Source organism: Limnohabitans sp. TEGF002, from assembly GCF_055395845.1.
Map to the genome: position 1 here is coordinate 787,812 of NZ_AP029224.1, position 25,051 is coordinate 812,862.

Consider the following 25,051-nt stretch of genomic DNA (forward strand, 5'->3'; position numbering starts at 1 on the left):
AACGATATTTGGCCAGGGGCAGCCCGCCGGTCTCACGACCGTGTCGATGTTGACACCCCATGTTCCCAAAAAAGTATTTAGATAAAAAACCTCGGCAACTGCAAACAAATTTAGGAGTAGCACCATGACCATTGAAATGATCCAGACAGAAGAGTTCAACCAAGGCACCCAGATCAAAGTGATCGGTGTCGGCGGCGGCGGCGGCAACGCTGTCGAACACATGATCGAGCGCCAAGTTCAGGGCGTCGAGTTCGTGTGCGCCAACACCGACGCACAGGCCTTGGCCCGCAGCGCAGCACACCGCTTCATCCAGTTGGGCCAAACCGGTCTGGGCGCTGGCAGCAAGCCTGAAAAAGGCCGCGAAGCCGCTGAGAGCGCAGAAGCCGACATCCGCGCCGCCATCGAAGGCGCGCACATGTTGTTCATCACTGCGGGCATGGGCGGCGGCACAGGCACAGGCGCTGCACCTGTGATCGCACGCATTGCCAAAGAGATGGGCATCTTGACCGTGGGTGTGGTGACCAAGCCATTCGAATTTGAAGGTGGCCGCCGCATGTCCAATGCCGACATTGGCATGCAGGAACTCGAAGCCAATGTGGATTCGCTGATCGTCGTGTTGAACGAAAAACTGCTGGAGTTGCCCGGTGGCGAAGACATGACCCAAGACGAGGCTTTCGCCCACGCCAATGACGTGTTGAAAAACGCCGTGGGCGGCATTGCCGAGATCATCAATGTGCCAGGCCATGTGAACGTCGACTTTGAAGACGTGCGCACCGTGATGGGCGAGCCCGGCAAAGCCATGATGGGCACAGCCGCGGCCAGCGGTCCTGACCGCGCCCGCATCGCAGCCGAGCAAGCCGTGGCTTGCCCGCTGCTCGAAGGTGTCGACCTGTCGGGTGCCAAGGGCGTGCTGGTGCTGATCAGCGCCGCCAAGGGTTCGCTCAAGCTGTCCGAGTCCAAGCAGGCGATGAACACCATCCGTGCTTACGCCTCTGAAAACGCGCATGTGATTTACGGCACCGCCTACGATGAAAGCTTGGGCGACGAGATCCGTGTGACGGTGGTGGCCACAGGCTTGTCCAAAGCCGGTGCACGCCGCACCGCGCCTCCGTTGCAAGTGCTGCGCACCGGCACCGACAACGTGCCTTTCACCATGGGTGGTCAGGACGCGGTCGCCACGGCTGGCAGCGCTGCAGCGCCCTTGAACAACAGTGGTTTGAATGTGCCTGCCTACTGGCGCAGCAACCGCACCCATGCGGCAGCGCGTGTGGACGGCATGGCCAATGCGGGCATGGACGACATCGAGATTCCAGCGTTCTTGCGCAAGCAAGCGGACTGATCTGCTGATCTGACGGTTATTTCTGGTGCTTTGGGGTCAGATGGGCGAAGGCCTGTCTGGCCCCTTTTTGTGTGTGGCTATGACCGGGTGGGTCACTGAAGAGGGCCGTTGACGTTTGGCCGTCTCGGTGGGTTGCCCGGTGCCGTCGGGCTCGTCGTCGCTTCGCGCCTCAATATCGCCCGCCAGCACCGGGCAACCCACCGAGACTGAGTATCTATCGTGGCGGTCCTTGTTGACTGCACGCCTAATCCTTTCCCACACTCCCAAATCTCTCGCCAACTAAAATACGCGCATGCTCGCTCAACGCACCCTCAAAACCTTGACCAAAGCCGTCGGCGTGGGATTGCACAGCGGTCAGCGTGTCGAGCTGACCCTGCGCCCCGCCGCGCCAGACACTGGCATTGTGTTTCGCCGCATCGACTTGGCCGAGCCTGTGGACATTCCGGTCAACGCCGAGGCAGTGACAGACACCCGTTTGGCCTCCACCATTTCGGCGGGCCAAGCCAAAGTGCTGACGGTGGAACACCTGATGTCGGCCTGCGCGGGTTTGGGTATCGACAATTTATACGTGGACATCACCGCCGAAGAAGTGCCCATCCTCGATGGGTCGGCTTCTTCATTTGTCTTTTTGCTGCAAAGCGCAGGCGTGGTCGAACAGTCTTCGCCCAAGCGATTTGTGCGCGTGCTCAAGCCCGTCGAGGTGTCTGAAGGCGAGGGCGAGAACATCAAGTGGGCGCGTCTGGAGCCTTATCACGGCTACAAACTCACGTTCGAGATCGATTTCCGGCACCCTGCCGTGGACTCGACCGGACAGCAGGTGGTGTTTGACATGTCAAGCGGGATTTACGCCCGCGACATTGCCCGAGCCCGTACCTTTGGTTTCACCAAAGATGTGGAGATGTTGCGGGCCAATGGCTTGGCTTTGGGTGGCGGCTTGGACAACGCCATCGTGATGGATGATTACAAAGTCCTGAACAACGATGGCCTGCGTTATGACGATGAGTTCGTCAAACACAAGATCCTCGACGCGATGGGCGATTTGTACATTCTGGGCAAACCGCTGTTGGCCGCGTACAGCGCATTCCGCTCGGGCCATGCCATGAACAACCGCTTGCTGCGCGAATTGTTGTCCCAGCCCGACGCTTACGAGGTCGTCACTTTTGAGAAGGACTCGCAAGCACCTCGCGGTTTTGCCGCCCTGCAACCGGCTTGGTGATGCCGCGCACGACGCACCTGCTGTATTTGCACGGCTTTCGGTCTTCGCCCGATTCGGTCAAGGCCCGCAAAATGGCCGACATCGTGCAAAACCAGCATCCCGGTGTGACTTGGTGGTGCCCCCAATTGCCCGCATCTCCCCGGCAGGCTATGGCCCTGCTGCAAGCCGGTGTGGCCCGATGGCCAATGGCGCGTACCGCCATCGTCGGCTCCTCCTTAGGGGGCTTTTATGCTGCATGGCTGTCAAGCGCTTGGAGCTGTCCTGCGGTGCTGCTCAATCCAGCCGTTTACCCGGGGCGGGATTTGGCCAAGTACATTGGCGAACACCCGGCTTGGCACGACCCTTCGCAAAAAGTATTTTTTGAAGCGTCTTTTGTGCAAGAGCTGTTCGACTTGGAAGCTCAGCCCCCCACCTTGGTCACAGGCCCAGCGCCTCAAACCCTGGCTGTGATTGCTAAAGGCGATGAGGTGCTCGATTGGCGCGAAATGTTGGCCCGCCACGGTGGCGGTCAAGTTCGCTTGATCGAGGGGAGTGACCACGCCTTGAGTGATTTCGACCTGTACCTGCCTGAAATCTGGGAATTTCTTCACCTGGCCTGATGGACTGAGCCTTTCATGGCGACGGGGCGTGGGAAAATCACCCGATGTACGCATTATTTGAAGAAGCCGGCAAATTCATGGCCGGACGCATCCTGTCCGAGGCCGAGGCCTCTGCGCAGGTGGAACTCGACTCGGGCAAACGGGTCAAAGTCAAGGCGGCGCAAATGCTGCTCAAGTTTGACAAGCCAGCGCCTGCGAGCTTGCTGAGTGAGGCTGCGGCCTTGAGTCAAACCATCGAGCTGGAGTTGGCTTACGAATTCGCCTCCGACGAGGAATTTGGCTTTGCTGACTTGGCCAAAGACTATTTCAGCGATGGGGCAGGCACCGTGCAGCAGGTGGCGGCATTGCTGCGCCTGCACGAAGCACCGCATTATTTCCGCCGGGGCGGCAAGGGCCGCTACCGCAAAGCGCCTGCCGAGATCGTGCAACAGGCCTTGATCGCCATTGAAAAGAAAAAGCAGGTTCAGGCGCAGATCGAGGCTTGGTCAGCCGAGCTGATGGCAGGCACGTGCCCCGCACCGATCCGCGAACAGCTGTACAAGATCCTGTTCCGTCCCGACAAAAACACCCCCGAGTACAAAGCCGTGGTGGAGGCCAGCAAAGCCAGCCAGACCGCGCCTTTGGACCTGCTGCAAAACGCCGGGGCCATTGCTTCGGCTTGGGATTTTCATTGGCAGCGTTTCTTGTTTGATCTGTTCCCCAAAGGCACGGGTTTTCCGGCTTTGCAGGCGCCCGCCATCGTGGACGACTTGCCACTGGCGCCAGTGCAAGCCTTTTCAATTGACGACTCGCACACCACTGAAATCGACGACGCCTTGTCACTGCAAGGTCTGGGCAGTGGCTCGGTCACGGTGGGCATTCACATCGCCGCTCCGGGCCTGGCTTTGACGCCAGGCAGCGCCATCGACCAACTGGGGCGCGCCCGTTTGTCCACTGTTTACATGCCGGGTTACAAAATCACCATGCTGCCCGACAGCGTGGTGCAGGCCTATACCTTGATGGAGGGTCGAGACTGCCCGGCGGTGTCGTTGTATGTGACCTTCAGCGAAGACACACTCGAGGTGCAAAGCACGGTGACACGGCTGGAACGGGTGCCGATTTTGGTCAACCTGCGCCACGACCAGCTGGACGAGCGCATTACCCGCGAATGGCTGGAAGGCGAAGACCAAAGTGACCACGCCGATGTGCCCGTGAGCCGCGCCACGCTGGGCTTTTTCTGGCGCCTGGCGCAAACCCTCAAGGCTCGGCGTGAAGTGGTGCGTGGCAAACCTGAGAACTTCAACCGACCTGACTACAGCTTCAAGCTTGATCGCCCCAGCAATGACATACCCCCGACAGGGGAAGAGACCGTGCAAATTGGCACCCGAAAGCGCGGTGCTCCACTCGACTTGATGGTGGCCGAGGCTATGATTTTGGCCAACAGCACTTGGGGCCAGTGGATGGCCCAACTGGGTGTGCCCGGCATTTACCGCAGCCAAGCCAGCATGGCCCCTGGCGTCAAGGTGCGCATGGGCACCAAGGCGCTGCCGCACGCCGGCATTGGCGTGCCCAGCTATGCCTGGAGCACCTCTCCCTTGCGCCGTTACACCGACTTGGTCAACCAGTGGCAAATCATCGCGTGTGCCAAGCATGGCGCGACCGCTGCGTTGGCCGCGCCCTTCAAGCCCAAAGACGCTGAATTGTTTTCCATCATCAGCGGTTTTGATGCGGCCTACAGCGCCTACAACAGTGTGCAGTCCAGCATGGAGCGCTACTGGACGCTGCGCCATGTGCAGCAGCAAGGCATCGAAGAGTTGGAAGCCAGCTTGGTCAAAGAGATGGGTGGCGGCACTTGGTTGGTGCGGGCTGACACCTTGCCCTTGATGTTCAGCGTGATGGGCGCACAAGGCCTGATGCGCGGTGCGCGGGTGCGCGTGAAGCTGGGTGCTCTGGATCTGATGGCGCTGGACGTGGGCGGCACGGTGGTGGCGCATCTGGATGCGCCCGTGGCTGCCGACGGTCAGGAGACGGATGACGCGGAGGAGGACGAAGCCATGGCGGCAGGTCCCCTGACCATTGCGGTCGATTTGAACGACAACACCCAAAGCGATGGGGCCTGAAAGCGCTCAGTTTCGGAGGGTCGGGCTGTTTCCCCGGTTGAAACTGGCGGTTAACCGCTACACCCTGTGGTGGACTTTGGGTTTTTCGCTGTTGTTGCATGCGTCATTGATCGCTTGGCGTTTTGCCGATCCGGTCAGTTTCAACCGGGTTTTTGAAGACACCGTGTTGGAGGTCGTGCTCGTGAACGCCCGCAGCGACCTGCCGCCTGAGCGTGCCCAGGCTATCGCCCAAGTGCACCTGTCGGGTGGTGGAAAAATTCCGACAGATACACGCGCGAGCTCTCCCTTGCCGCCTTCTGTCCTCGATGAGTCGGGCACCGACATCGGCGCGATGCAGCGACAAATTGAAGCCCTCCAATTGCAGCAAATGCGTTTGCTCACCCAGCTCAAGCAGGAGTTGTCGGCCTTGACGCAAGACTCAGCCGGTGAAACGACTCAAGCGCCCGAGCGTCAGGCCCGGCAAGAGCGTCAGCGCCAGCTGACCCGAGAGTTGGCCCAGATCGAGCAAAAAGTGCAAACAACACAAGGGGGGCCCCGCAAACGCTTCATCAGTCCCGCCACCCGTGAAGCGGTGTACGCCCTGTACTACGACAAGTTGCGACGCACCATTGAGACGCGAGGCACGCTCAATTTTCCGCAAGTGGGCGGGCAAAAACTCTATGGGCAGTTGACCATGGCGATCACCGTGGATGCCCGAGGGCGTTTGGTGCAGACCGAGGTGGCGCGTACTTCGGGCCAGCCCCTGCTAGACCAGAGAGCGGTGGCGATTGTGCGCAGTGCTGCACCTTTTGAGGTGTTCAGCGCTAACATGCGGCGGCAGGCCGATCAGATTGTGGTGGTCACGCGCTTTCAGTTTTCCAAAGAGGGCACGCTGGACATGCGCATGTTGACGCCTGAAGCCTCGCCGCCCTGAGCGATTTGGCAAGTTCCCTGAACCCTGAAGACAAAGGATATTGATGCGTGCTTTTGGTCGTTGGTGTGGGTTGGTTGTGTTGGCGGGCTTGTGTTTGCAGCTGTTTTTTGCGCTGCGCATCGTCAGCATGGGCGTGCTGGCGCCGGAATCCACCAGTTTTGAGCGCTCGCAAATCTGGCAAATCGTGACCCGGCAGGGACGCTTGCCCTGGCGGCAGGCGTGGGTGGATCGGCAAAACATTTCACCCAGTTTGCAGCGTGCGGTGATCGCTTCGGAAGACACGGTATTCGCCCAGCATGGCGGGGTCTGGTGGGAGTCCCTCGAAAAAGCTTGGGAGAAAAATGCCAAGGCCAAAGCCTTGGCCGAGCAGCGTGCCCAGCGCCGCCCCGATGCCAAGACACCCCCTGTAAAAATTGTGGGCGGCTCGACCATCACCCAGCAACTGGCGAAGAACCTGTTTTTGTCCGGCGAACGCACCTTGCTGCGCAAAGGCCAAGAGATGCTGATCACCCTGACGCTGGAGGCCTTCTTGTCCAAACAGCGCATTTTGGAAATTTACCTCAACAGTGTGGAGTGGGGTGAAGGTGTTTTTGGGGCCGAGGCCGCGGCGCAGCATTACTTCAGGAAAAGCGCTGCCCGCCTGAACAATTGGGAGGCAGCGCGGCTGGCCGTCATGCTGCCCCGCCCCCGGTATTTCGAACAAAAAGCTCAATCGGCTTACCTGGCCAGCCGGGCTGAAACGATCATGGCCCGCATGGCCAGCGTGGAGCTGCCATGAGCACTTTGACCACGGCCGCGCCGCAAACCGTGCGCATCCTGGGTATCGACCCGGGGTTGCAAACCACAGGCTTCGGCGTTTTGGATATGACCGGCTCGCGACTGCAGTACGTCGCCAGCGGCGTGATCGAGACCACGCGGGGTGATATGGGCAACTTGCCAGCTCGTCTGAAGGTGATTTACGACGGTGTGCGTGAAATCCATGCCCGCTACCAACCCGATGTGGCTTCGGTCGAGATCGTTTTTGTGAACGTCAACCCGCAAGCGACCTTGCTGCTGGGGCAGGCGAGGGGCTGTTGTGTCACGGCTTTGGTGTCCTGCGATTTGCCGGTGGCCGAATACACCGCCTTGCAGATGAAGCAGTCGGTCACGGGGCACGGGCGGGCCGCCAAGTCGCAGGTTCAAGAAATGGTCAAACGCTTGCTGCAACTGCCGGTGTTGCCGCGTCAGGATGCGGCTGACGCTTTGGGTATGGCCATCACCCACGCGCACGCCAGCCCTTCCCTGAACAAACTGGCTGCGCAGGGGGTGCTCAACCGCAAAACCCACGGTATGTTCCGCAGCGGTCGCAGCCATTGACCTGGGGCTTCGCCCGTCTGGGAATGTCTTGACCGCGTTGGCCTGAGATAATCCTATCCATGGGTTCAGTCATTCAAAAGCCGACGCTGTGGCAGCGCACGATGTATTTGCTCAAGGGCTTCGATGGCCCTTTGGCCTTTGCCGTGTTCATGCTCGCCTGTGCCGGATTGCTGATCATGTTTTCATCGGGCTATGACCATGGCACCCGCTTTGTGGACCATGGCCGCAACATGCTCATTGCTGGCTTCATCATGTTTGTGGTGGCCCAAATACCACCCCAAAAACTGATGACCTGGGCTGTGCCCATTTACACCGTGGGGGTGATTTTGCTGGTGGCGGTGGCCATTTTTGGCATCACCAAAAAAGGGTCTCGGCGATGGATCAATCTGGGGGTGGTGATCCAGCCCAGTGAAATTTTGAAGATTGCCTTGCCCTTGATGCTGGCGGCTTGGTTTCAAAAACGCGAAGGCCAACTCAGGCCCTTTGACTTTGCGGTGGCTTTGCTGATCTTGGGCATTCCAGTCGGACTGATCATGAAGCAGCCTGACTTGGGCACCTCCTTGCTGGTCCTGGCAGCGGGTTTGGCGGTGATTTTCTTTGCGGGACTCCAGTGGCGCTGGATTTTGCCGCCCATTGTGTTGGGTGTTTTGGGCATCGTGGTCCTGGTGATCATGGAGCCCACCTTGTGTGCCGACGGCGTGGACTGGCGTGTGCTGCACGAGTACCAGCGCCAGCGCGTGTGCACCTTGCTTGATCCGGCGCGTGACCCTTTGGGCAAGGGCTTTCACATCATCCAAGGCATGATCGCCATCGGCTCGGGCGGCTTTTGGGGCAAAGGCTTCATGCAAGGGACCCAAACCCACCTCGAATTCATTCCCGAGCGCACCACCGACTTCATTTTTGCGGCTTATGGCGAAGAGTTCGGTTTTGTGGGGGGCTTGTTCCTGATTTTTTGGTTCTTTTTCTTGGTCTACCGAGCCCTGGTCATCGCTGCCGAGGCGCCCACCTTGTTCAGCCGTTTGCTGGCGGGCAGCATGGCCATGATTTTCTTCACTTACGCTTTTGTGAACATGGGTATGGTCAGCGGCATCTTGCCTGTGGTGGGGGTGCCTTTGCCCTTCATCAGTTACGGTGGCACAGCCATGGTCACCTTGGGTCTGGCGTTGGGCATCCTCATGTCGATCGCCAAAGCCAAGCAGTTGGTGCAAACATGAGCCTTCTGACACCCGTCTGCATCGTGGGTGCCGGCAACATGGGTGCAGGCATGCTTGCACGTTTGCGCCAATTGGGCTGGTCGGTGGCCGTCCATGACACGGACGCCAAAGCCCAGCAACATGCGGTTTCTCTGGGTGCAAAAGCTTGTGTGTCGGCCGAGCAAGCGGCGCAACAATTGAGCGACACCGGCGTCTTGCTGGTGGTTGTCGTGGATGCAGCCCAGACAGAGGCCGTGCTCTGGGGAGATGGCGGTGCTGTACAGGCCATGAAACCTGGGCAGACGGTCATGCTGTGCCCAACATTGGGGCCCGCTACAGTTGAAAACCAGGCTGAACGGCTGGCACAAAGCGGCATCGATTGCATCGATGCCCCGATGTCTGGCGGTCCTTTGCGCGCGCAGGACGGCAGCATGAGTTTGATGGTGGCCTGCCCTGAGCCCGTATGGCTTCGTCACCAGGATTTGCTCAATGCCTTGAGCCGGCAGGTGTTTCGTGTGGGCACGCGCGCTGGCGATGGCGCACGCACCAAGCTGGTGAACAATTTGCTGGCCGCCGTGAATCTGGTGGGCGCGGCCGAAGCCATGGCTTTGGCCGAACGCTTGGGGTTGGACCCGGCAGACACCTTGTCGGTGATCGAAGCATCCAGCGGGCAAAGCTGGATCGGCTCGGACCGGATGCGCCGGGCTTTGGCGGGTGATTTTGAGCCCCGTGCCCACGTCACTTTGCTGGCCAAAGACACGGGCTTGGCCGTGCAGGCGGCAGATGAAGTGGCGTTTGATCCGCCTTTGGGGCGCGTGGCGAGGGACTTGTTTGCACAAGCCCTTGACCAAGGTTGGGCCGATCTAGACGATGCGGCCTTGCTCCAACTCATGCGTCAGCGCTGAGGTCTCAGCTGGCCGCTGGCCTTGTCTTCTGTCCGCTGTAGGCAGGGGTCTTGATCAGTCCCTACAATGATCACCATGATTTCACGCGAACCCACCATCGAACGCTTGGCCACGTCTAAGTCCCTGCTGCTTGACCCGTTTGGTCTGAACGAAACGCATCTGAGCCAAGCGCTCAATGCCATCAAGGCGCATGCGGTCGATGACGCCGATTTGTACTTCCAGTACACCCGCTCTGAGGGCTGGAGCTTGGAAGAGGGCATCGTCAAGACCGGCAGCTTCAGCATCGACCAAGGCGTGGGCGTGCGGGCCGTGTCGGGTGAAAAAACCGCTTTCGCCTACTCGGACGACATTTCCGAAGCGTCTTTGATGGACGCCGCCTTGACGGTGCGCTCCATTGCCTCGGCCGCGCAAAACAAGCGCATCAAAGTGCCTGCGCGCAAAATTTCGGCCAGCCGTTCGCTCTACCCCGCTTTGGACCCGATGTCCACGTTGGACAGCACGGCCAAGGTGAACTTGCTGGGCCGCGTCGAGACGATCGCCCGAGCCAAAGACCCGCGTGTGGTGCAGGTCATGGCGGGCCTGGCCACCGAATACGACGTGGTGATGGTCGCCCGCGCCGACGGCACCTTGGCTGCCGATGTTCGTCCTTTGATCCGCCTGTCGGTCACGGTGATCGCCGAGCAAAACGGCCGCCGCGAAGTGGGCAGTGCGGGCGGCGGTGGCCGCTTTGGCCTGGCTTACTTTGACGATGGCATGGTCGAGAGCTATGTGCAAGAAGCCGTGTCGGCCGCGCTCATCAACCTTGAAGCCCGCCCTGCACCCGCAGGCGAGATGACGGTGGTGCTGGGCAATGGTTGGCCCGGTGTTCTGCTGCATGAAGCCGTGGGCCACGGTCTGGAAGGTGATTTCAACCGCAAGGGCTCCAGTGCTTTCAGTGGTCGTATTGGCCAACGCGTGGCTGCCAAAGGCGTCACGGTGCTCGACGACGGGACGATTGCCGATCGTCGGGGTTCATTGAATGTGGACGATGAAGGCCACGCCAGCCAGAAGAATGTGCTGATCGAAGACGGCATCTTGCGCGGCTACATTCAGGACGCGATGAACGCCCGCCTGATGGGTGTCAAGCCCACCGGCAACGGCCGCCGCGAAAGCTACGCCCATGTGCCCATGCCGCGCATGACCAACACCTACATGCTGGGCGGCGACAAGAGCGCCGAAGAAATCGTGGCCAGCATCAAAAAAGGCCTGTACGCTACCAACTTCGCGGGCGGCCAGGTGGACATCACCAGCGGCAAGTTTGTGTTCTCGGCCAGCCAGGCGTATTGGGTGGAGAACGGCAAGATCCAATACCCCGTCAAAGGCGCGACCTTGATTGGCAGCGGCCCTGAGTCGCTCAAGAAGATCAGCATGATTGGCAACGACATGAAGCTGGATTCTGGCGTGGGCACCTGCGGCAAGGAAGGCCAGAGCGTGCCGGTGGGGGTGGGTCAGCCTACGCTGCGCATCGATGGCCTGACCGTGGGGGGCACAGCCTGAAGCCCCCAAAGGCCCTCCGGGTTTGTCCCCGGATCGACCTGTCAGGAACTGTCATTCAGCTGTGATACATTGAACCCCATGTCTTCGCGAATCGCTTTTTACTTTTTTTATTTTTGGTTCTCAGTCCCCGGCGGACGAGAGGCGAGCGCATAAGCACCCGAACATCTCGACACACACCGCCGGAGCCCCAAAGCCCGGCGGTTTTTTTTCACCTTTTTTCAATCTCTAGGAGCCCACGATGAACGCCAAAACCACCGCCCCCGACAGCTGGTATCCGAATGCTGCAGATCGCACCGGCCAGACCGACGACGAACGCATCAAGGACATCACCGTGCTCCCGCCTCCAGAACATTTGATCCGTTTTTTCCCGATCGCCGGCACGGCGACGGAGACCCTGATCTCCCAAACCCGCCAATCGATCGCCAAGATCGTGCATGGCCAAGACGACCGTCTGCTGGTCATCATCGGCCCCTGCTCGATCCACGACCCTGCTGCCGCTTTGGATTACGCCCGCCGCCTCAAGCCCTTGCGTGAAAAATACGCCGACACGCTGGAAATCGTGATGCGTGTGTACTTCGAAAAGCCCCGCACCACCGTGGGCTGGAAGGGCCTGATCAACGACCCCTATTTGGACGAGAGCTACCGCATCGACGAAGGCCTGCGCATCGCACGCCAGCTGCTGATCGAGATCAACCGCCAAGGCCTGCCTGCAGGCAGCGAGTTTCTGGACGTGATCTCGCCCCAGTACATCGGTGACCTGATCAGCTGGGGTGCCATCGGCGCGCGCACCACCGAAAGCCAGGTGCACCGCGAACTGGCCTCTGGCCTGTCGGCACCCATCGGTTTCAAGAATGGCACGGACGGCAACATCAAGATCGCGACCGACGCGATCCAGGCCGCAGCCCGTGGCCACCACTTTTTGTCGGTGCACAAAAATGGCCAAGTCGCCATCGTGCAGACCCAAGGCAACCAGGACTGCCACGTGATTTTGCGCGGCGGCAAAGCCCCCAACTACGACGCCGAAAGCGTGGCCGCAGCCTGCAAAGAACTCGAAGCCGCCAAGCTGCCCGCCACTTTGATGGTGGACTGCAGCCACGCCAACAGCAGCAAAAAGCACGAGCGTCAGATCGATGTGGCCAAGGATATCGCGGCGCAGATCAGCGGTGGCTCGCGCCAAGTCTTCGGCGTCATGGTCGAAAGCCACCTGAAAGACGGTGCCCAGAAGTTCACGCCCGGCCAGCACGACGTGGCGAACCTGACCTACGGCCAGAGCATCACCGACGCCTGCATCGGTTGGGACGACAGTGAAGGCGTGTTGCAGGTGTTGTCAGCCGCGGTGAAGGCGCGCCGCGCCCGCTGAGCCATCGCATTCGGCGTTTGGGGGCTTTGCAGGAAGCTGCCCCTGCGGCCTAATGTTTGAACTGTCTGCAGCCAACATTCGCGAGCAGGGACCCGCCCCCCCCAACAGGGTGTTCAGGTCGTTTGCAGCGCTTGCAGCGCTTGCAGCAGTTTGGCGTGAATTCCGCCAAAGCCGCCGTTGCTCATGCACAGCAGGTGGTCGCCGGGTTGCACTTGGGCGAGCACTTGAGCGATGACCTCGTCAATGTTGGCACCCACATGCGCTTTGGGGCCCATGGGCGCAAGGGCAGTGGCGGCATCCCAGTCCAAACCACCTGAATGGCAAAACGCCAGATCGGCTTCTTCGAGGCTCCAAGGCAGCTGGGTTTTCATGGCGCCCAGCTTCATGGTGTTGCTGCGTGGCTCAAAAATGCCGAGGATGCGCGCCTTGCCCACTTGGCGGCGCAGGCCGTTGACGGTGGTGCGAATGGCCGTGGGGTGGTGAGCAAAATCGTCGTAGACGGTGATGCCGTTCACCGTGCCGCGAACCTCCATGCGGCGTTTCACGTTTTCAAAAGTGGCCAAGGCGTTTGCTGCCGTAGCCGGTGCCACACCCACATGCTCGGCGGCGGCGATAGCCGCCAAGGCGTTGAGCTGGTTGTGCACGCCGCCAAGCCCCCATTTCACCTCGGCCACAGGTTTTCCTGCTTGCAGCACTTTGAAGTTCGAGGGTTCGCCTTCGGCAACAAAGTCGCTCACCGTGCTGCCAAAGGTGCGCATGTCGCTCCAGCAGCCTTGGCCCAACACGCGGGTGAGGCTCTCTTCCAGGCCATTGACCACCACGCGCCCTGTCCCGGGCACAGTGCGCACCAAGTGGTGGAACTGCCGCTCAATGGCGGCCAAGTTGTCAAAGATATCGGCGTGGTCGAACTCGAGGTTATTGAGGATGGCGGTGCGCGGACGGTAGTGCACGAACTTGCTGCGCTTGTCGAAGAAGGCCGTGTCGTATTCGTCGGCTTCGATCACAAAGTATGGGCCGCCCCCCAGCCGGGCTGAGACGCCAAAGTTCAGAGGCACGCCGCCGACCAGAAAGCCTGGTTGCAAACCGGCTTGCTCTAGCACCCAGGCCAGCATCGAGGTGGTGGTGGTTTTGCCGTGGGTGCCAGCGACCGCCAGCACATGGCGGCCTTGCAGTACGTGTTCGGCCAACCATTGAGGTCCACTGGTGTAAGGCGCGCCGGAGTCCAAAATGGCTTCCATCAAGGGGAACTTGGGGCTGCCGTCGGCCAGACGCGCACGGCTCACCACATTGCCGATCACGTACAAGTCGGGCTTCAAGTCCATCTGATCGGAGCCAAAGCCTTCGATGAGATCAATGCCCAAAGCCCGCAGTTGGTCGCTCATGGGGGGGTAAACGCCTGCATCGCAGCCGGTCACCCGATGCCCGGCTTCGCGCGCCAACGCGGCCAAGCCGCCCATAAAGGTGCCACAAATGCCCAAGATATGTATATGCATGGGGTGAGATTTTAGAGGGCCACAGGCTCAGCTTTGAGAGGCTTGGGTCTCAGGTGTTTTCTGGGGTCCGGCACAATCGGTGCCCATGAACGACCTTGCCCTTGAAATTGCCGCGACCGCCGCCCGTTTGGTGGTCGAAGAGGGGCTGGCATTTGGACCCGCCAAACACCGCGCCCTCAAAGAGTTGGGCTTGCCCACTCGAACCGCCTTGCCCACCAACGACGTGGTGGAGCGCGAAGTTCGTGACTACATCGACTTGTTTTGCGCCGACACACAACCGGCTCAATTGCGGGCCTTGCGCGAATTGGCGCGTGTCTGGATGCAGCGCTTGGCCGAATTTCGCCCGCATTTGGGCGGGGCCGTCTGGCAAGGTTGGGCCACACGCCTGTGCGACGTGGACTTGGCCTTGTTTTGTGATGACCCCAAATCGGCAGAAATTGCCCTGATCAACCAAAACCAGCGCTACGATGTGCAAACCGTGCGTGGCCTGCATGGAGACGATGTGGAGGTGCTCAGCCTGCACAGTTTTTGTGAAGCTTTGAATGAGGATGTGGGTGTGCACCTGCGCATTTACGACCTGGACGATTTGCGGGGTGCTTTGCTGCCCGATGCGCAAGGCCGTTCACCCCGGGGGGATTTGGCGGCTTTGGAGCGCCTGCTGGCGGCATGAAAGACAATTCGAACATGAATCCATCCACTGCAAACCCCTCCAGACGCCACTTGATTTGGGGGGCCGGAGCTGCGGCCGCTGTTGCTGGGGTCGGCGTGGCCTTGTGGCGTTTTGAACCGAGGGACGTGGTCCAGGCCGCGAGCCACCCTTTTTGGGGCCAGCAATTCGAGACGCCCTCGGGCGAGGTCTTGGCCATGGCGGGTTTTCAGGGCAAACCTCTGCTCTTGAACTTTTGGGCAACTTGGTGCCCGCCTTGCATCGACGAGTTGCCGATGATTGAGACCTTTTGGCAAGAAAACAAAGGCAACGGTCATCAAGTGCTGGCTTTGGCCATTGACCAACCCAGTGCTGTCCGCCGTTTTCTGGGTCGGCAGCCCTTGGGTTTCCCTGTTGGCATGGCGGGTTTGGCGGGTACGGAGTTGGCCAAGTCACTGGGCAATGCGGCTGGCGGTTTGCCATTTACAGTTTTTTTCAAAGGAGATGGCAGCATTTGGCGGCAGAAGATGGGCCAATTGACATCGGACGATCTCGCCCAATGGCGTGATGTTCGCGTTTGAGGCGCCCTCGCGCATGACGCACACGATTTTCGCCGCTCGCCACGCTGGTCGGTAGATCAAAACCGTTCAAATTCTGACCGGAAAAGACGATTTCGAGGGGTTTTACTGAAATTTGGTGTAAATTCGATCCATTACCTGTGCTTGAAGCAATGGAGGATCTATGGACTTGCGCAAACTGAAAACACTGATTGACTTGGTCTCTGACTCGAACGTGTCGGAGCTGGAAATCACCGAAGCCGAAGGCAAGGTGCGCATCGTCAAGAGCATGGGCGTAGCCCAACCGGTTGTGATGCAGCAAGCTGCAGCCGTTGCAGCAGCCCCGGTGGTGGCGGCTCCTGCTGCTCCGGTGGAGGCACCTGCCCCTGTGGCTGCGCCAGCGGGGCACGCGGTCAAGTCGCCTATGGTGGGCACGTTCTACCGCTCGTCCAGCCCGGGCGCAGCCCCTTTTATTCAGATCGGCTCAGTGGTCAAAGAGGGTGACACCCTGTGCATCATTGAAGCCATGAAGATCCTCAACGAGATCGAGTCCGACAAGTCCGGCACCGTGACGCAAATCCTGTGTGAAAACGGTCAGGCCGTGGAATACGGTCAGCCTCTTTTCATCGTCGAATAACGCATCGGGGATTTCATGTTCAAGAAAATCCTGGTCGCCAACCGAGGCGAAATCGCCTTGCGCATCCAACGCGCTTGTCGCGAACTGGGCGTCAAGGCCGTGATGGTCTATTCGGAAGCCGACAAAGAAGCCAAATACGTCAAATTGGCCGAAGAAGCCGTTTGTATTGGCCCGGCGGCTTCCCCGCTGAGCTACCTCAACATGCCCGCCATCATCTCCGCTGCCGAAGTGACGGACGCCGAGGCGATTCACCCCGGTTATGGTTTTTTGAGTGAAAACGCCGACTTCGCCGAGCGGGTTGAGAAAAGCGGTTTCCAGTTCATTGGCCCCACGCCCGAGTCGATCCGCATCATGGGCGACAAGGTTTCGGCCAAGCAGGCCATGATCCGCGCGGGCGTACCTTGTGTGCCTGGATCTGAGGGCGAATTGCCCGATGACCCGGTGCAAATCCGCCGCATTGCCAAAGCCGTGGGTTACCCGGTCATCATCAAAGCCGCAGGCGGCGGTGGTGGTCGTGGCATGCGTGTGGTTCACACCGAGGCAGCGCTCATCAACGCGGTGCAAATGACCAAGGCCGAAGCCGGGGCAGCGTTTGGCAATCCGGCGGTCTACATGGAAAAGTTCCTGCAGAACCCACGGCACATCGAGATCCAGATTCTGGCCGACAAGTTCAAGAATGCGGTGTATTTGGGTGAACGCGACTGCTCCATGCAGCGCCGTCATCAAAAAGTCATCGAAGAAGCGCCGGCGCCTGGTATTCCCCGCAAACTGATCGACAAGATCGGTGAGCGTTGCGTAGCTGCTTGCAAGAAGATCGGCTACCGCGGTGCGGGAACGTTCGAGTTTTTGTTTGAAAACGGCGAGTTCTACTTCATCGAAATGAACACACGCGTGCAGGTGGAGCACCCGGTGACCGAGTGGGTCACAGGTGTCGACATCGTCAAAACCCAGATCATGGTGGCTGCAGGCGAAAAATTGCCCTTCACCCAGCGTCAGATCGAAATCCGGGGCCATGCGATTGAGTGTCGCATCAACGCCGAAGATCCGTTCAAATTCACGCCTTCGCCTGGACGCGTCACCTCGTGGCACATGCCTGGTGGGCCTGGCGTTCGAGTCGATTCGCATGTGTACAACAACTACTTTGTGCCGCCGAACTATGACTCGATGATTGGCAAGCTGATCGTGCATGGCGACACCCGTGAGCAGGCCTTGGCCCGCATGCAAACCGCCTTGAACGAGACGGTGATTGAAGGCATCAGTACCAACGTGCCTTTGCACCGCGAACTGATGGTGGACGCCAAGTTCATGCAAGGCGGCACCAATATTCATTATTTGGAACACTGGCTGAGCCAGCACAAGCGCTGAAACTGTATGTTTGAACTGAGCCTGCTGTGCCCGGAAGATCGGGTCGATGTCCTGAGCGATTCACTCGATGCCTTGGATGCCTTGAGTGTGTCGGTCGAAGACGCCGATGCCCAGACCCCTGCAGAGCAGGCGCTGTTTGGCGAGCCCGGCATGCCGCCGCCCAAAGACGGTTGGCAGCGTTCGCGCATGGTGGCTTTGTTTGCGCAAGAGGCCCAAGCGCAAGAAGCTGTCCATCTCTTGTCTGCGCAGGACTTTTTCGAAGGTTGCCGCATTTTGGGTGTGCAGCCTGTGGCCGACCAGGACTGGGTTCGTTTGACCCAATCCCAGTTTTCTCCCGTTGAGATCACCCCCGATTTTTGGATCGTCCCCACTTGGCACGAACCGCCTGCCCAGGCCAGACAAATCATTCGACTTGACCCTGGGCTGGCTTTTGGAACGGGCACCCACCCGACGACCAGAATGTGCTTGCGCTGGATTGCGCAGCACGGCGTGCAGGGCCAGCGTGTGCTCGATTACGGCTGTGGTTCTGGTATTTTGGCCATCGGTGCGGCCAAGTATGGTGCGTCCGACATCGACGCGGTGGACATCGATGAAGCGGCTGTGACGTCCACGGTTTTGAACGCCGAAGCCAATGGCGTGAACCTGGTGGCAGGTTTGCCTGAGAAGGCGCAGGGGCTTTACCAAACGGTTCTGGCCAATATTCTGGCCACACCGCTCAAGGTCTTGGCCCCACTGCTGTGTTCTTATGTGGCCCCATCTGGTGCCTTGGTGTTGGCGGGCATCTTGGAGCGTCAAGCCGATGAGTTGAAGGCTGCTTATGCACCTTGGATCCAGCTTGAAGTGGCCGACAGTGAAGACGGCTGGATCCTCATGACGGCGACCTCGCCCGCCATCTCCTCCTGACCTGTGCAGTGCCCAGGCTGGCCATGATCACGGGCATTGCATGAGCTGGATCACCCGTTGCCCTGCATGTGGCGCGACCTACAAGGTGGTGCCCGATCAACTCAAAATAGCCCAAGGTTGGCTGCGCTGCGGGCAATGCCAACAGGCCTTTGACAGTACGGGCTTGGTTCTCGACTGGCCTGACGCCAGTCCAGATGCATCGCATGACCTGGTTTCCGAGTCCGGAGGTCAGAGGATGCCCATTGACGGGTTCCTCAAACAAGAAGACCGATCGCCTTTGGCTTCAGCCGCGACAGCGGTGGCTGCTTTTGAAGAGGCGCTGGCCAGCTTCAAGCCGCAGCCTCTGTCGTCAGCCGAGGGGTTGTTGCCGGCGAGTTCCTTGGATGCATCGGATCAGGCGGACCCGAAAACAGACAAGCGCGCGTCTCGACCTTGGCTAGCCATCTTTGCAGTTTTCCTTTTGTTGATGGCATTTGGACTTCAGTGGCTCTGGATCGAGCGACATGTGCTGGCCAGCACGGATCCGGCTGTTGGCAAATGCCTGAACGCAGTGTGCCGCGTGCTGGGGTGTGAAATTTTGCCTTTGCAGATCAAGGATGGCGTGCTCATCGAAAGCTCCAGTCTGTCACCACTGGACGATGGTTTTGGGCTAAGTTGGTCGGTTCGAAATGTGACGGCGCAAGTTGTGCAGACGCCCACGCTGGAATTGACCTTGTTGGATGCTCAGGACAAAGTCTTGGTGCGGCGGGTTTTGCTGGTGTCGCAACAGGGGGCACCCAGTTTTCTGACACCTGGACAAACTTGGGAGGGGCAGTTGCACCTCTTGCCGGAATCCGGCCTCTTCCCATCCGGTTACAGGTTGTTCAGCTTTTACCCCTGAATTTGGTTTTCTGAACGCCAAGGCCTGAACGGCTGCTGAGCATCGAGAATAAAAAAGCCCAACACTGTTGCCAGTATTGGGCTTTGCGCTACGAGCGTCTAACGTTCGAATCAGGGCTTGGCGGCCGAAGGAAACGGCCATGCAGCTTGAGGATTCAGCGTTGTCTGTGCAGCGGGGGCAGCGGGTGCTTTAGATGCCTTCTTTGCAGCAGGCTTTTTAGCGGCCTTTTTCACAGCTGGTTTCTTAGCAGCTGGTTTCTTGGCAGCAGTTTTCTTGGCGGCTGCTTTTTTAGCTGGAGCGGCTTTTTTGGCTGCTGGCTTTTTAGCGGCTGCTTTTTTAGGCGCTGCTTTTTTAGCTGGAGCGGCTTTTTTGGCTGCTGGCTTTTTAGCGGCTACTTTTTTAGCTGCTGGCTTTTTGGCTGCAACAGCTTTTTTGGCTGGAGCGGCTTTTTTAGCTGCTGGCTTCTTAGCGGCTACTTTTTTAGCTGCTGGCTTTTTGGCTGCAACAGCTTTTTTAGCTGGAGCGGCTTTTTTAGCAGCGGGCTTCTTGGCTGCGGCTACTTTTTTAGCTGCAGGTTTCTTGGCCGCGACGGCCTTCTTTGCGGGAGCAGCTTTTTTTGCCGCTACTTTTTTTGCAGTTGCCATGATTTTCTCCTTGATCAAGTTGAGAACTCAACGGAAAGGGAACGCTTGGTGCTTGTTGGATTGCACAAAGCGATCCATGGTGCTGAGGAAATCCCCAACACCATGAACGCGGGAAAGCCACAGCTCACAACACCCGAAGGCATTGCAGACTGTGGCTTGAAGAGGGGTTGCATTGAAGGGGTGTTCAGAAGATCAGTCCCAGGACAAAGCCCCGCCAGTTTGATACTCGATGACCCGGGTTTCAAAGAAATTGCGTTCTTTCTTCAGGTCAATCATTTCGCTCATCCAGGGGAAGGGGTTCTCTTCGTTGGGGAAGAGTGCCTCTAAACCAATCTGGGTGGCACGGCGGTTGGCGATGTAACGCAAATAGCCTTTGAACATGGATGCATTCATGCCCAGCACGCCACGCGGCATGGTGTCTTCGGCATAACGGTATTCCAATTCCACGGCGTGGAGGAACAGCTCTTTGATTTCTGCTTTGAATTCCGCAGTCCACAACTGGGGGTTTTCATGCTTGATGGTATTGATCATGTCAATACCGAAGTTGCAGTGCATGGATTCGTCGCGCAGGATGTACTGGTACTGTTCGGCGGCACCGGTCATCTTGTTTTGACGGCCCAGTGCCAGAATTTGTGTGAAGCCAACATAGAAGAAAAGACCTTCCATCAAACAAGCAAACACAATCAAGGACTTCAGCAAAGTCTGGTCGGTTTCTTGAGTGCCCGTCTTGAAGTGTGGGTCCATGATCACGTTGATGAACGGGATCAGAAATTCATCCTTGTCGCGGATGGATTTGACTTCGTTGTAGGCGTTGAAAATCTCACTCTCGTCCAAGCCCAATGACTCGGTGATGTATTGGTAAGCGTGGGTGTGAATCGCTTCTTCGAAGGCTTGGCGCAACAAAAACTGACGGCACTCGGGGGCTGTGATGTGACGGTAAGTGCCCAAGGTGATGTTGTTGGCCGCCAAAGAGTCTGCGGTGACAAAGAAGCCCAGGTTGCGTTTGACCATGCGACGCTCGTCTTCGGTCAGACCGTTGGGGTCCTTCCACAAGGCGATGTCGCGGTTCATGTTCACCTCCTGCGGCATCCAGTGGTTGGCGCAGGTGGCCAGGTATTTCTCCCAAGCCCATTTGTATTTGAAAGGCACCAGCTGGTTGACGTCGGTCTGGCCGTTGATGATGCGTTTGTCGGCCGCACTCATGCGGCGGGGAGCGGCTGCAGGGGATGCAGCGGCAGACGCTGCGGTTGCATCAGCGCCAGTGAAGGAGGGCATCGCGGTTGGCGATGCAGGTTTGACTTGTTCGTCCCAGGACAACATAAAAAATTCCAGTTCTCAAATTATGAAAGCAAGCGCACAAAATTCAAAGAAGCGATTCACTTTTTCGATGTGCACGACCGTGAAGTGTTGTTCAATTGCATCGCACTTGGCTTGTCACAGCAAAGTGCAATGCTTTTCAAATCACTGACAGGCTTCACAACCAGGGTCGTCGATCGCGCAGAATTTGACGTCGGTGGCAGGTGACGTATTCATTTGAACTTGCGCGGCGGCTGCAGCGGCATCCATGGCGCTTGCGCCACTGGCGGGCGAACCCGAGGACGACACCGCGTTGTGTGAGCCCGAATTGACTGTGGATTTTTCAACTTGCGTGGCGCTGGATGTGCGCAGGTAGTACGTGGTTTTCAGGCCACGCAACCAAGCCAGTTTGTAAGTGTCGTCGAGCTTTTTGCCCGATGCACCGGCCATGTAAATGTTGAGCGACTGGGCTTGGTCGATCCACTTCTGACGACGCGCTGCAGCTTCCACCAACCAAGTGGTTTCCACTTCAAATGCGGTGGCGTAGAGTGCTTTGATTTCTTGCGGCACACGGTCGATGGGACGCAGCGAGCCGTCGAAGTGTTTCAGGTCCATGACCATGACGTCGTCCCACAGGCCCAAGCGCTTCAAGTCACGCACCAAGTACCCGTTGATCACGGTGAATTCACCAGACAAGTTCGACTTGACCGACAGGTTGCCAAAGCAAGGCTCGATCGACGCGTCCACGCCGATGATGTTGGAGATGGTGGCGGTGGGCGCAATGGCCACGCAATTGGAGTTGCGCATGCCATCAGCGGCAATTTTCTCGCGAAGCGTGTCCCAATCCAGGGTGGACGAGCGGTCCACTTCGACATAACCACCGCGCTCTCGCTCCAGCAGCTTGAGCGTGTCCAAAGGCAAGATGCCTTGGTCCCACAAAGAGCCCTTATAGCTGGCGTACTGGCCACGTTCTTTAGCCAATTCGGTGGAGGCCCAATAAGCGTAGTAGCAAATCGCTTCCATCGACTGGTCTGCGAATTCCACGGCGGCCTGAGAAGCGTATGGCGTGCGCATCTCGTACAGCGAGTCTTGGAAGCCCATCAAGCCAAGGCCCACAGGACGGTGGCGCATGTTGGAGTCGCGGGCCTTCTTGACCGCGTAGTAATTGATGTCAATCACGTTGTCCAGCATGCGCATGGCGATCGTGATGGTTTTCTTCAGCTTGTCGTGGTCCAGGACTTTGCCGTTCGCGCCATCTTTCAGGTGACGTGACAGGTTCACGGAACCTAAGTTGCAGACAGCTGTTTCGGTCTCGCTGGTGTTCAGTGTGATCTCGGTGCACAGGTTGGACGAGTGCACCACGCCAACGTGCTGCTGCGGCGAGCGCACGTTGCAAGGGTCTTTGAAAGTGATCCAAGGGTGGCCGGTTTCAAACAGCATCGACAGCATCTTGCGCCACAGGTCGGTCGCCGGCACGGTTTTGCTGGGCTTGATCTCGCCACGCTCGGCCTTTTGCTCGTAAGCCACATAGGCTTTTTCGAATGCCAGGCCGAACAGGTCGTGCAAGTCGGGCACATCGGAGGGCGAGAACAAGGTCCAGCTGCCTTTTTCCATGACACGGCGCATGAACAGGTCAGGGATCCAGTTGGCCGTGTTCATGTCGTGGGTGCGGCGGCGGTCGTCGCCTGTGTTCTTGCGCAGCTCCAGGAATTCTTCAATGTCCAGGTGCCATGTTTCCAGGTAGGCACACACAGCGCCCTTGCGCTTGCCGCCTTGGTTGACCGCCACGGCAGTGTCGTTGACCACTTTCAGGAAGGGCACCACACCTTGCGATTCACCGTTGGTGCCTTTGATGTGGGCGCCCAAAGCGCGCACAGGTGTCCAGTCGTTGCCCAAACCGCCTGCAAATTTAGACAGCAAGGCATTTTCCTTGATGGCGTCATAGATGCCGCCCAGATCGTCGGGCACGGTGGTCAGGTAGCAGCTCGACAGCTGCGAGCGCAAAGTACCGCTGTTGAACAGGGTGGGCGTAGACGACATGAAGTCGAACGAAGACAGAATCTCGTAGAACTCAATGGCACGAGCTTCGCGGTTGATCTCGTTGAGCGACAAGCCCATGGCCACGCGCATGAAGAAGGCTTGCGGCATCTCGATGCGGGTTTTGCGCACGTGCAGGAAATAGCGGTCGTACAAGGTTTGCAGACCCAGGTAATCGAACTGCAGATCACGTTCGGGCTTCAACGCAGCGGCCAATTGCTTCAGGTCGAATTGAAGGAGTTTTTCATCCAGCAGGTCGTTGTCCACGCCTTTTTTGATGAATTGCGGGAAGTAGTTGATGTATTCCTCGGCCATTTGGCTTTGGGGGACTTCTTTACCCAAAATTTCCTTGGCGATGGTGTGCATCAACAAACGTGCGGTGACGTAGGTGTAGTCCGGGTCTTTTTCGATCAGGGTGCGTGATGCCAGGATGGAGGCTTTGTAAACCTCTTCCATGGGCACGCCGTCGTACAGGTTGCGCATGGTTTCAGTCACGATGGGTTCGGGACTCACGTCCTTGCCCAAGCCGGCGCAGGCGTTGACCATCAGCGATTTGAGGTAATCAATGTCCAGTGCGACGCGTTGACCACCATCGATCACGTGCAGACGTGGCTCTGCAGGTGTGGGGGTCACTTGCTGGTGTTGTTGCGCACGCTCTTGGGTGCGGCGCTCACGGTAAAGCACGTAAGCGCGTGCAACTTCGTGGTTGCTGCTGCGCATCAGGCCCAACTCCACTTGGTCTTGAACGTCTTCGATGTGGAAAGTGCCACCGCCGGGACGTGAGCGGACCAAAGCGCGAACCACGTTTTGGGTCAAGTCTTCGACCACTTCTCGCACGCTGGCGGACGCTGCGCCCTGTGTGCCGTGGACAGCCAAGAAGGCTTTCATCAGGGCCACGGCGATCTTGTTTGGTTCAAAGGGAACCACGGCGCCGTTGCGGCGAATGATCTGGTAATTGGCAAGTGCCTGCAAGCTCGGGAGGCTGTTTTGTCCTGCTTCAGGCTGGCGCAGAAGGGCTTGTGATGGGGAGGCGATATTCAGGTCTGTTTGCATGGTTATTTCTTTGAATTTTGGTGATCTTGGGCTTCGGTACAAGGCGCATGAACTGGCGTCTTGGTTAATTGTGAAAATTTGTAAGAGACACTATATCTGGTGTCTGGCATCTGCACAAGCCACTACAGGTAGTGTACCGGTCTGTTTTGTGAGTCTGTTTGGAAGTGGGTAAATAAATTCATGGACCAGCGTTGCAGCTGCCATCTTTCACTTGCTGAAAAAAAGCCCTGGAAGGCTTGTTTTTAAAGGTTTTCAGGTGGCTGATTCAGGATTGATGCGGCTTGCCAAGCCATTTTGTTTTTGAAGGCCTTGATTGAAGGGGGGCACGTGAGCGCAGTTGTCTCGCGATCTCTAAATATCGGTCAACTTGCTGAGGGAGTTGAAGCCGTCAAAATATTTTTTCGCCGTTGTGGGCGAGCACGAATCAGGGAAACACCTGAGGCGGAAAATCCAACAGTTTTTTCAGATGTGGCCATTGGAAGCCCGGCCCTGGGTCCATTTTTCGTCCCGGTGCGATGTGCTCATGGCCCGCCATGTGCGCGATGGGGTAGTGGCGACGGATGTCCCGGCACAAATCGGCCAGTTGTTGGTATTGGGCCTCTTCGAAGGTCTCGCCTTCCAGGCCTTCCAGCTCAATGCCGATCGAGTCGTCGTTGCAGTTGGGTCGCCCCCTGTAGTGGGACTGTCCGGCATGCCATGCGCGGTCATCGCAGCTGACAAACTGCCACAGCGTGCCATCACGGCGAATGTAGAAGTGCGAGGAGACTTCCAGCCCTCGAATGCTCTGGAAGTAGGGGTGTGCGTCCCAATCGAGTTGGTTGGTGAACAAGCGCTGCACGGCATCGCCGCCGTACTGGCCGGGGGGCAGGCTGATGGAGTGGAGCACGATCAGGTCAATGCAGACCCCTGCAGGGCGTGGACCAAAATTGGGTGATGCCAGCCGTTGCGCTTGGGCGTGCCAGCCTTCTTGCCAAGTGGCACGCGAGGTGTTGTCTGAATCAGGCACCCGCATGAAAGCCGTGAC

The 25,051-nt window shown here is 58.4% G+C and carries 22 protein-coding genes; 17 read left to right on the forward strand and 5 right to left on the reverse strand.

Annotated elements, in window-relative coordinates; translation table 11 throughout:
- Positions 1 to 124 precede the first annotated feature (124 nt).
- The 11 genes from ftsZ to ACZ5SR_RS04070 all read left to right on the forward strand — a co-directional run bounded on the left by ftsZ (position 125) and on the right by ACZ5SR_RS04070 (position 12,516).
- A complete protein-coding gene (gene ftsZ, locus ACZ5SR_RS04020; protein ID WP_464450286.1) occupies positions 125 to 1,339 on the forward strand; it encodes a cell division protein FtsZ in 1,215 nt (404 codons plus the stop codon).
- Between the two features lie 292 nt (positions 1,340 to 1,631).
- Complete coding sequence (gene lpxC / locus ACZ5SR_RS04025; RefSeq protein ID WP_464450287.1) at positions 1,632 to 2,555, forward strand: UDP-3-O-acyl-N-acetylglucosamine deacetylase; 924 nt, start codon at positions 1,632 to 1,634, stop codon at positions 2,553 to 2,555.
- On the forward strand, positions 2,555 to 3,154 hold the full coding sequence (locus ACZ5SR_RS04030) for a YqiA/YcfP family alpha/beta fold hydrolase (protein WP_464450288.1): 600 nt from the start codon (positions 2,555 to 2,557) through the stop codon (positions 3,152 to 3,154). The genes lpxC and ACZ5SR_RS04030 overlap by 1 nt, the downstream gene beginning before the upstream one ends.
- 44 nt (positions 3,155 to 3,198) lie before the next feature.
- Positions 3,199 to 5,253: a ribonuclease catalytic domain-containing protein gene (locus ACZ5SR_RS04035; protein ID WP_464450289.1), complete on the forward strand. Its 2,055-nt coding sequence runs from the start codon at positions 3,199 to 3,201 to the stop codon at positions 5,251 to 5,253.
- Positions 5,254 to 5,290: 37 nt separating this feature from the next.
- Complete coding sequence (locus ACZ5SR_RS04040; RefSeq protein WP_464450290.1) at positions 5,291 to 6,166, forward strand: energy transducer TonB; 876 nt, start codon at positions 5,291 to 5,293, stop codon at positions 6,164 to 6,166.
- A 43-nt stretch (positions 6,167 to 6,209) separates the two neighbouring features.
- On the forward strand, positions 6,210 to 6,944 hold the full coding sequence (gene mtgA / locus ACZ5SR_RS04045; protein ID WP_464450291.1) for a monofunctional biosynthetic peptidoglycan transglycosylase: 735 nt from the start codon (positions 6,210 to 6,212) through the stop codon (positions 6,942 to 6,944).
- A gap of 29 nt (positions 6,945 to 6,973) precedes the next feature.
- Positions 6,974 to 7,522, forward strand: coding sequence for a crossover junction endodeoxyribonuclease RuvC (ruvC, locus tag ACZ5SR_RS04050; RefSeq protein ID WP_464451011.1), 549 nt, complete (start codon positions 6,974 to 6,976; stop codon positions 7,520 to 7,522).
- A 59-nt stretch (positions 7,523 to 7,581) separates the two neighbouring features.
- A complete protein-coding gene (gene rodA / locus ACZ5SR_RS04055) occupies positions 7,582 to 8,736 on the forward strand; it encodes a rod shape-determining protein RodA (protein WP_464450292.1) in 1,155 nt (384 codons plus the stop codon).
- Entirely contained in the window at positions 8,733 to 9,620 is an 888-nt protein-coding gene (locus ACZ5SR_RS04060; protein ID WP_464450293.1) for an NAD(P)-dependent oxidoreductase, read from the forward strand. The genes rodA and ACZ5SR_RS04060 overlap by 4 nt, the downstream gene beginning before the upstream one ends.
- A 75-nt stretch (positions 9,621 to 9,695) precedes the next feature.
- Positions 9,696 to 11,156, forward strand: coding sequence for a metalloprotease TldD (tldD, locus tag ACZ5SR_RS04065; protein ID WP_464450294.1), 1,461 nt, complete (start codon positions 9,696 to 9,698; stop codon positions 11,154 to 11,156).
- Positions 11,157 to 11,394: 238 nt separating this feature from the next.
- Entirely contained in the window at positions 11,395 to 12,516 is a 1,122-nt protein-coding gene (locus tag ACZ5SR_RS04070) for a 3-deoxy-7-phosphoheptulonate synthase (RefSeq protein WP_464450295.1), read from the forward strand.
- Positions 12,517 to 12,629: 113 nt separating this feature from the next.
- Here ACZ5SR_RS04070 and mpl read toward each other — a convergent pair whose 3' ends face one another.
- Positions 12,630 to 14,009 carry a UDP-N-acetylmuramate:L-alanyl-gamma-D-glutamyl-meso-diaminopimelate ligase gene (gene mpl / locus ACZ5SR_RS04075; RefSeq protein WP_464450296.1) on the reverse strand — a complete coding sequence of 460 codons (1,380 nt, stop codon included), beginning with the start codon at positions 14,007 to 14,009 and terminating at the stop codon, positions 12,630 to 12,632.
- Between the two features lie 85 nt (positions 14,010 to 14,094).
- Here mpl and ACZ5SR_RS04080 point away from each other — a divergent pair, with 85 nt between their 5' ends.
- The 6 genes from ACZ5SR_RS04080 to ACZ5SR_RS04105 all read left to right on the forward strand — a co-directional run bounded on the left by ACZ5SR_RS04080 (position 14,095) and on the right by ACZ5SR_RS04105 (position 18,997).
- Positions 14,095 to 14,679, forward strand: coding sequence for a hypothetical protein (locus ACZ5SR_RS04080; protein ID WP_464450297.1), 585 nt, complete (start codon positions 14,095 to 14,097; stop codon positions 14,677 to 14,679).
- Between the two features lie 14 nt (positions 14,680 to 14,693).
- Positions 14,694 to 15,236 carry a TlpA disulfide reductase family protein gene (locus ACZ5SR_RS04085; RefSeq protein ID WP_464450298.1) on the forward strand — a complete coding sequence of 181 codons (543 nt, stop codon included), beginning with the start codon at positions 14,694 to 14,696 and terminating at the stop codon, positions 15,234 to 15,236.
- A gap of 160 nt (positions 15,237 to 15,396) precedes the next feature.
- Positions 15,397 to 15,849, forward strand: coding sequence for an acetyl-CoA carboxylase biotin carboxyl carrier protein (gene accB / locus ACZ5SR_RS04090; protein ID WP_464450299.1), 453 nt, complete (start codon positions 15,397 to 15,399; stop codon positions 15,847 to 15,849).
- Positions 15,850 to 15,864: 15 nt separating this feature from the next.
- Positions 15,865 to 17,214 carry an acetyl-CoA carboxylase biotin carboxylase subunit gene (gene accC, locus ACZ5SR_RS04095; RefSeq protein WP_464450300.1) on the forward strand — a complete coding sequence of 450 codons (1,350 nt, stop codon included), beginning with the start codon at positions 15,865 to 15,867 and terminating at the stop codon, positions 17,212 to 17,214.
- Between the two features lie 6 nt (positions 17,215 to 17,220).
- Positions 17,221 to 18,117 (forward strand): 50S ribosomal protein L11 methyltransferase, encoded by an 897-nt coding sequence (prmA, locus tag ACZ5SR_RS04100; RefSeq protein ID WP_464450301.1) that lies wholly within the window; start codon positions 17,221 to 17,223, stop codon positions 18,115 to 18,117.
- A gap of 40 nt (positions 18,118 to 18,157) precedes the next feature.
- Positions 18,158 to 18,997, forward strand: a complete 840-nt coding sequence (locus ACZ5SR_RS04105; RefSeq protein WP_464450302.1) for a zinc-ribbon and DUF3426 domain-containing protein — start codon at positions 18,158 to 18,160, stop codon at positions 18,995 to 18,997.
- A 110-nt stretch (positions 18,998 to 19,107) separates the two neighbouring features.
- On the opposite strand, the gene ACZ5SR_RS04110 is transcribed toward ACZ5SR_RS04105, so the two are convergent.
- The 4 genes from ACZ5SR_RS04110 to ampD form a co-directional block, all read right to left on the reverse strand.
- Positions 19,108 to 19,641, reverse strand: a complete 534-nt coding sequence (locus ACZ5SR_RS04110) for a histone H1-like DNA-binding protein (protein WP_464450303.1) — start codon at positions 19,639 to 19,641, stop codon at positions 19,108 to 19,110.
- A gap of 192 nt (positions 19,642 to 19,833) precedes the next feature.
- Positions 19,834 to 20,961 carry a ribonucleotide-diphosphate reductase subunit beta gene (locus ACZ5SR_RS04115; protein WP_464450304.1) on the reverse strand — a complete coding sequence of 376 codons (1,128 nt, stop codon included), beginning with the start codon at positions 20,959 to 20,961 and terminating at the stop codon, positions 19,834 to 19,836.
- 141 nt (positions 20,962 to 21,102) lie between these two features.
- Positions 21,103 to 24,027 (reverse strand): ribonucleoside-diphosphate reductase subunit alpha, encoded by a 2,925-nt coding sequence (locus ACZ5SR_RS04120; RefSeq protein ID WP_464450305.1) that lies wholly within the window; start codon positions 24,025 to 24,027, stop codon positions 21,103 to 21,105.
- Positions 24,028 to 24,451: 424 nt separating this feature from the next.
- Positions 24,452 to 25,039: a 1,6-anhydro-N-acetylmuramyl-L-alanine amidase AmpD gene (gene ampD / locus ACZ5SR_RS04125; protein ID WP_464450306.1), complete on the reverse strand. Its 588-nt coding sequence runs from the start codon at positions 25,037 to 25,039 to the stop codon at positions 24,452 to 24,454.
- Positions 25,040 to 25,051 lie beyond the last annotated feature (12 nt).

Bases quoted from the DNA above. Each gene is read 5' to 3' on its own strand.
- tldD (WP_464450294.1), top strand. From the start codon at position 9,696: ATGATTTCACGCGAACCCACCATCGAACGCTTGGCCACGTCTAAGTCC.
- ampD (WP_464450306.1), bottom strand. From the start codon at position 25,039: ATGCGGGTGCCTGATTCAGACAACACCTCGCGTGCCACTTGGCAAGAA.
- ACZ5SR_RS04035 (WP_464450289.1), top strand. From the start codon at position 3,199: ATGTACGCATTATTTGAAGAAGCCGGCAAATTCATGGCCGGACGCATC.
- prmA (WP_464450301.1), top strand. From the start codon at position 17,221: ATGTTTGAACTGAGCCTGCTGTGCCCGGAAGATCGGGTCGATGTCCTG.
- mpl (WP_464450296.1), bottom strand. From the start codon at position 14,009: ATGCATATACATATCTTGGGCATTTGTGGCACCTTTATGGGCGGCTTG.
- rodA (WP_464450292.1), top strand. From the start codon at position 7,582: ATGGGTTCAGTCATTCAAAAGCCGACGCTGTGGCAGCGCACGATGTAT.
- ACZ5SR_RS04060 (WP_464450293.1), top strand. From the start codon at position 8,733: ATGAGCCTTCTGACACCCGTCTGCATCGTGGGTGCCGGCAACATGGGT.
- ACZ5SR_RS04115 (WP_464450304.1), bottom strand. From the start codon at position 20,961: ATGTTGTCCTGGGACGAACAAGTCAAACCTGCATCGCCAACCGCGATG.
- ACZ5SR_RS04105 (WP_464450302.1), top strand. From the start codon at position 18,158: ATGAGCTGGATCACCCGTTGCCCTGCATGTGGCGCGACCTACAAGGTG.
- ACZ5SR_RS04030 (WP_464450288.1), top strand. From the start codon at position 2,555: ATGCCGCGCACGACGCACCTGCTGTATTTGCACGGCTTTCGGTCTTCG.
- accC (WP_464450300.1), top strand. From the start codon at position 15,865: ATGTTCAAGAAAATCCTGGTCGCCAACCGAGGCGAAATCGCCTTGCGC.
- ACZ5SR_RS04085 (WP_464450298.1), top strand. From the start codon at position 14,694: ATGAATCCATCCACTGCAAACCCCTCCAGACGCCACTTGATTTGGGGG.
- accB (WP_464450299.1), top strand. From the start codon at position 15,397: ATGGACTTGCGCAAACTGAAAACACTGATTGACTTGGTCTCTGACTCG.
- ACZ5SR_RS04110 (WP_464450303.1), bottom strand. From the start codon at position 19,641: ATGGCAACTGCAAAAAAAGTAGCGGCAAAAAAAGCTGCTCCCGCAAAG.
- ACZ5SR_RS04070 (WP_464450295.1), top strand. From the start codon at position 11,395: ATGAACGCCAAAACCACCGCCCCCGACAGCTGGTATCCGAATGCTGCA.
- ACZ5SR_RS04080 (WP_464450297.1), top strand. From the start codon at position 14,095: ATGAACGACCTTGCCCTTGAAATTGCCGCGACCGCCGCCCGTTTGGTG.
- ACZ5SR_RS04120 (WP_464450305.1), bottom strand. From the start codon at position 24,027: ATGCAAACAGACCTGAATATCGCCTCCCCATCACAAGCCCTTCTGCGC.
- mtgA (WP_464450291.1), top strand. From the start codon at position 6,210: ATGCGTGCTTTTGGTCGTTGGTGTGGGTTGGTTGTGTTGGCGGGCTTG.
- lpxC (WP_464450287.1), top strand. From the start codon at position 1,632: ATGCTCGCTCAACGCACCCTCAAAACCTTGACCAAAGCCGTCGGCGTG.
- ftsZ (WP_464450286.1), top strand. From the start codon at position 125: ATGACCATTGAAATGATCCAGACAGAAGAGTTCAACCAAGGCACCCAG.